Origin of the sequence: Cryobacterium sp. 10I1 (assembly GCF_035019805.1) — a bacterium.
GTDB lineage: Bacteria > Actinomycetota > Actinomycetes > Actinomycetales > Microbacteriaceae > Cryobacterium > Cryobacterium glucosi.
In genome coordinates, this window is sequence record NZ_JASJVF010000278.1 from 1 (window position 1) to 3999 (window position 3999).

General features: G+C 67.7%; 5 protein-coding genes. 4 read left to right on the forward strand and 1 reads right to left on the reverse strand.

Annotated features, from left to right (window positions below; translation table 11 throughout):
• Positions 1-130: 130 nt before the first annotated feature.
• Genes QN345_RS16410 through QN345_RS16420 form a run of 3 tightly spaced genes read left to right on the forward strand, consistent with a single transcriptional unit; the run spans position 131 to position 2824 of the window.
• Positions 131-976, forward strand: coding sequence for a DUF4097 family beta strand repeat-containing protein (locus QN345_RS16410; RefSeq protein WP_134446065.1), 846 nt, complete (start codon positions 131-133; stop codon positions 974-976).
• A 52-nt stretch (positions 977-1028) separates the two neighbouring features.
• Positions 1029-1991: an ATP-binding cassette domain-containing protein gene (locus tag QN345_RS16415; protein WP_134446064.1), complete on the forward strand. Its 963-nt coding sequence runs from the start codon at positions 1029-1031 to the stop codon at positions 1989-1991.
• Entirely contained in the window at positions 1988-2824 is an 837-nt protein-coding gene (locus tag QN345_RS16420; protein WP_323508891.1) for an ABC transporter permease, read from the forward strand. The genes QN345_RS16415 and QN345_RS16420 overlap by 4 nt, the downstream gene beginning before the upstream one ends.
• An 86-nt stretch (positions 2825-2910) precedes the next feature.
• On the opposite strand, the gene rpsT is transcribed toward QN345_RS16420, so the two are convergent.
• Positions 2911-3174, reverse strand: coding sequence for a 30S ribosomal protein S20 (rpsT, locus tag QN345_RS16425; RefSeq protein WP_134446062.1), 264 nt, complete (start codon positions 3172-3174; stop codon positions 2911-2913).
• Between the two features lie 241 nt (positions 3175-3415).
• Between rpsT and QN345_RS16430 the strand changes: the two genes are divergently transcribed.
• Positions 3416-3999, forward strand: a 584-nt coding sequence (locus QN345_RS16430; protein WP_323508892.1) for a GTP-binding protein, incomplete at its 3' end; no start/stop codon positions are given.

Consider the following 3999-nt stretch of genomic DNA (forward strand, 5'->3'; position numbering starts at 1 on the left):
CTCCGCACCGGCGACAACTTCGCAGGCTGGGCGCGCTGACCGGCCCCGCCCCGGCATCCACCGGCCCGCATGTCGGGGCCGGACACCCGTTCCAAGAACTGCTCCAGCCCACAGAAAGGGAGGCGCCAGCATGCCCAGCTACCCAACACCCACCCCGATCGACCTCGCCATCAACCTGCCGGTCGGCATGATCGACGTCTTCGCCGGCGACCGCACGGAGACCGTCGTAACGGTGTCGGCGACCAACCCGGCAAAGGCCGTCGACCGCCGCGGCGCGGAGGAGACGACGGTCGACTTCGACGGCCGGCGACTGACCGTGACCGGTCCGAAGCCCCGCTTCAGCGTCATCGGCCCGACGGAGTCCGTCGACGTGACGGTCGAGCTCCCCGCGGGGTCGCGGCTGACCGCAGAGATCAGTGTCGGCGGCGTGCGGACCGTCGGGCGCCTGGGCAACACCCGCATCAAGTCCTCAACCGGACCCGTCGACCTCGACGCCACCGGCGACCTGTGGCTGCGCGCGGCGCACGGCAACGCGACCGTTGCGACCGTCGGGGGTGGAATCGAGGTCACGGCCGACCACGGCCAGATCCGGGTCGGCACCATTGCCGGTGACGCGATCCTCAAGGCGTCCCACGGCAGCATCATGGTCGGGGAGGCCTGTGGCGATCTCGACGCGAAACTCTCCTACGGCGACCTCGACGTGACACAGGCGCTCGCCTCCGTCACGGCGAAGACCGCATATGGCAGCATCCACGTGCACGAGGTCTCGAGCGGTTCCATCCAGGTCGAGAGCGGCTACGGCCAGGTCACCATCGGCGTCCGGTCCGGCGTGCCCGCCTGGCTCGACCTCTCCTCGAAAGACGGGAGGGTGCGCAACGAACTGGCGGGCGACCGCGCTCCCGACGCTTCGGAGCCGACCGTCTCGGTCCGTGCCCGCACCCAGCACAGCGACATCAGCATCCGGCGCGCCCGATGACCGTGCCGTCCGAGATCCCCACCACCAGAAGACATCACGAGAAGGGAAGACCATGACCAGCTCAGCGATCGACGTCCACGGACTGTGCAAGTCCTACGGCGGACGGGTCGTACTCGACGACGTCGACCTCTCCGTTGCCGCGGGCACCGTCACAGCGTTGCTCGGCCCGAACGGCGCAGGGAAGACGACAACCGTGCACATCCTGTCCACGCTCGTGCGACCGGACGGCGGCACGGCTTTCGTGAACGGATGCGACGTCCTGCGCGACCACGACGGCGTGCGCGCCGCGATCGGCGTCACCGGCCAGTTCTCGGCGGTCGACGGCCTGCTCACCGGCGAGGAGAACCTCCAGCTGATGGCCAGGCTGCGTCACCTCGGCGCGAAACGATCGAAGGCCAGGGTGACCGAACTGCTCGAGCAGTTCGACCTCGTCGAGGCGGCCCGCAAGCCGCTCGCGACCTATTCCGGCGGGATGCGCCGCCGTCTCGACCTCGCGATGACGCTCGTCCAGGCCCCGAGCGTGATCTTCCTCGACGAGCCCACCTCCGGGCTGGACCCGAGGAGTCGCCACACCGTCTGGGACATCGTGCGCGACCTCGTCGCGCAGGGGACGACGGTGCTGCTCACCACCCAGCAACTGGCGGAAGCGGACGAACTCGCGGACCGCATTGCGGTGCTCGACGGCGGCCGGATCGTCGCGGAGGGAACGCCGGACGAGCTCAAGCGCCTCGTGCCAGGCGGGCACATCCGGCTGCGTCTCCCGGATAGCGCGGCGCTCGACGCTGCCTCGCGCCTGTTCGGTGAGTCCGCTCGCGATGAGGCGGGACTCGCGCTCACGGTGCCGGGCGACGGTACGGTCGGCGCGCTGCGCGGCATCCTGGATCGCCTCGATGCCGCCGGCGTCGAGGTCGACGACCTCAGCATCCACACCCCGGATCTCGACGACGTGTTCTTCGCCCTCACCGGCACGAAGGATCGGCCGGGCCGGGTCGACACGAAGGGAACCGAATCATGACCACCCTCACGGCCCGGCGTCAGGCAACACCACGCGGCCGCCGGCCATCGCATACCGTCGCCGACGCGATCACCATGCTGCGTCGCAACCTGCTGCACATGGTTCGGTATCCCGGCCTGTCGATGTTCACCATCCTCGGGCCCGTGGTGATTCTGCTGCTCCTCGTCTTCGTGTTCGGCGGCACGCTCGGGGCAGGACTGCCCGGCGTCGATCCCGCGAGCGGCCGCGACGCCTACCTCGCATACGTCATGCCGGGCATCCTCGTGATCACCAGTGCAGGGACCGCGAGCGGCGCCTCGATCACCGTCGCGATGGACATGACCGAGGGCATCACGGCACGGTTCCGCACAATGTCGATCTCGCGCGCTGCAGTCCTCGCCGGGCACGTCGTCGGCAACACGATCCAGGCGATCATCGCCGTCGCCCTCGTGCTCGGAGTCGGCCTCCTCGTCGGATTCCGGCCGACGGCGGGAGTCGCAGAGTGGTTCGCCGTCGCCGGACTCACCGTGCTCGTCTCGTTCGCGGTCAGCTGGCTCGGAGTCGCCATGGGCATGCAGTCGAAAACCGTCGAGACCGCCAGTAACCTGCCGATGATCCTGACGATCCTTCCGCTCCTGGGCAGCGGCTTCGTGCCGACGGGCTCGATGCCGGAATGGATGCAGTCGTTTGCGCAGTACCAGCCGTTTACGTCGTTCATCGAGACCGTCCGCGGTCTCCTGCTCGGCACCCCGCTCGGCTGGAACCCGATGCTCGCGATCGGATGGTGCGCCCTGCTCTCGGTCGCCGGCTACGTCTGGTCGATGGCCCTCTACGAGCGCACCTCGGTGCGCTGACAGACCCGGGTCCCGCCCCGCGAAGGGGTCGGGACGACAAAAAAGCCCCCCGCCTGAGGCGGAGGGCTTTTTGGGTGGTGCAGAGACTAGACGAGCGCGCCGACGGACTTGGCGAGCGCCGACTTCTTGTTTGCGGCCTGGTTGCGGTGGATGACACCCTTGCTGACGGCCTTGTCGAGCTTCTTCGACGCAATCGCGAGGCTGGCGACAGCCTTGTCCTTGTCGCCGGAGGTGACAGCGAGGCGCGCAGCGCGAACAGCGGTCTTGAACTCGCTCTTGACCGCCTTGTTGCGCTCCTGGGCCTTCTTGTTGGTGCCAATTCGCTTGATCTGCGACTTGATATTTGCCACGTTTATACGCTTTCGTTAGGTTCTTGTTCGGATGGGCCGCGTGGCGGTAGAGGGCGCCGTACGGCAAAATCGTGGTGGGGTGGGACCCAACACGCAAGCCAACAGGCAACGATACCAGTTAATCGGTCCGGCCGATAATCGGGTCGGCTACTCGGTCTCCCCGACCGAACCGCGTTCGATCTGCCGCAGCGGAGACGGCGAAATCGGCGGCGGGCCTGAGCTATGGGAGAATTACCGGATCATGTCACCCAGACCCCTCACGGCGTTCCTGCCGGCCGCAACACCGCCGGCATTCATCCGTAACTTCTGCATCATCGCGCACATCGACCACGGCAAGTCCACCCTCGCCGACCGGATGCTGCAGATCACCGGCGTCGTCGACGACCGCCTGATGCGGGCCCAGTACCTCGACCGCATGGACATCGAACGCGAACGCGGCATCACGATCAAGAGCCAGGCCGTGCGGATGCCCTGGGAACTCGACGGCCAGGCCTACGCGCTCAACATGATCGACACCCCCGGTCACGTCGACTTCACCTACGAGGTCTCCCGGAGCCTCGCGGCCTGCGAGGGCGCCATCCTGCTCGTCGACGCGGCCCAGGGCATCGAAGCCCAGACCCTCGCGAACCTCTACCTGGCCCTCGAGAACGACCTCACGATCATCCCGGTGCTCAACAAGATCGACCTGCCCGCCGCAGATCCAGACAAGTACGCGAAGGAACTCGCGAGCCTCATCGGCGGCAAGCCGGAGGACGTGCTGCGCGTTTCCGGCAAGACCGGAATCGGCGTCGCCGAACTGCTCGACCGCGCCACCCGGCTCATTCC

What these genes read in the sequence shown, in the direction of transcription:
- QN345_RS16410 (WP_134446065.1), top strand. Translation starts at nt 131, where the DNA reads ATGCCCAGCTACCCAACACCCACCCCGATCGACCTCGCCATCAACCTG.
- QN345_RS16415 (WP_134446064.1), top strand. Translation starts at nt 1,029, where the DNA reads ATGACCAGCTCAGCGATCGACGTCCACGGACTGTGCAAGTCCTACGGC.
- QN345_RS16420 (WP_323508891.1), top strand. Translation starts at nt 1,988, where the DNA reads ATGACCACCCTCACGGCCCGGCGTCAGGCAACACCACGCGGCCGCCGG.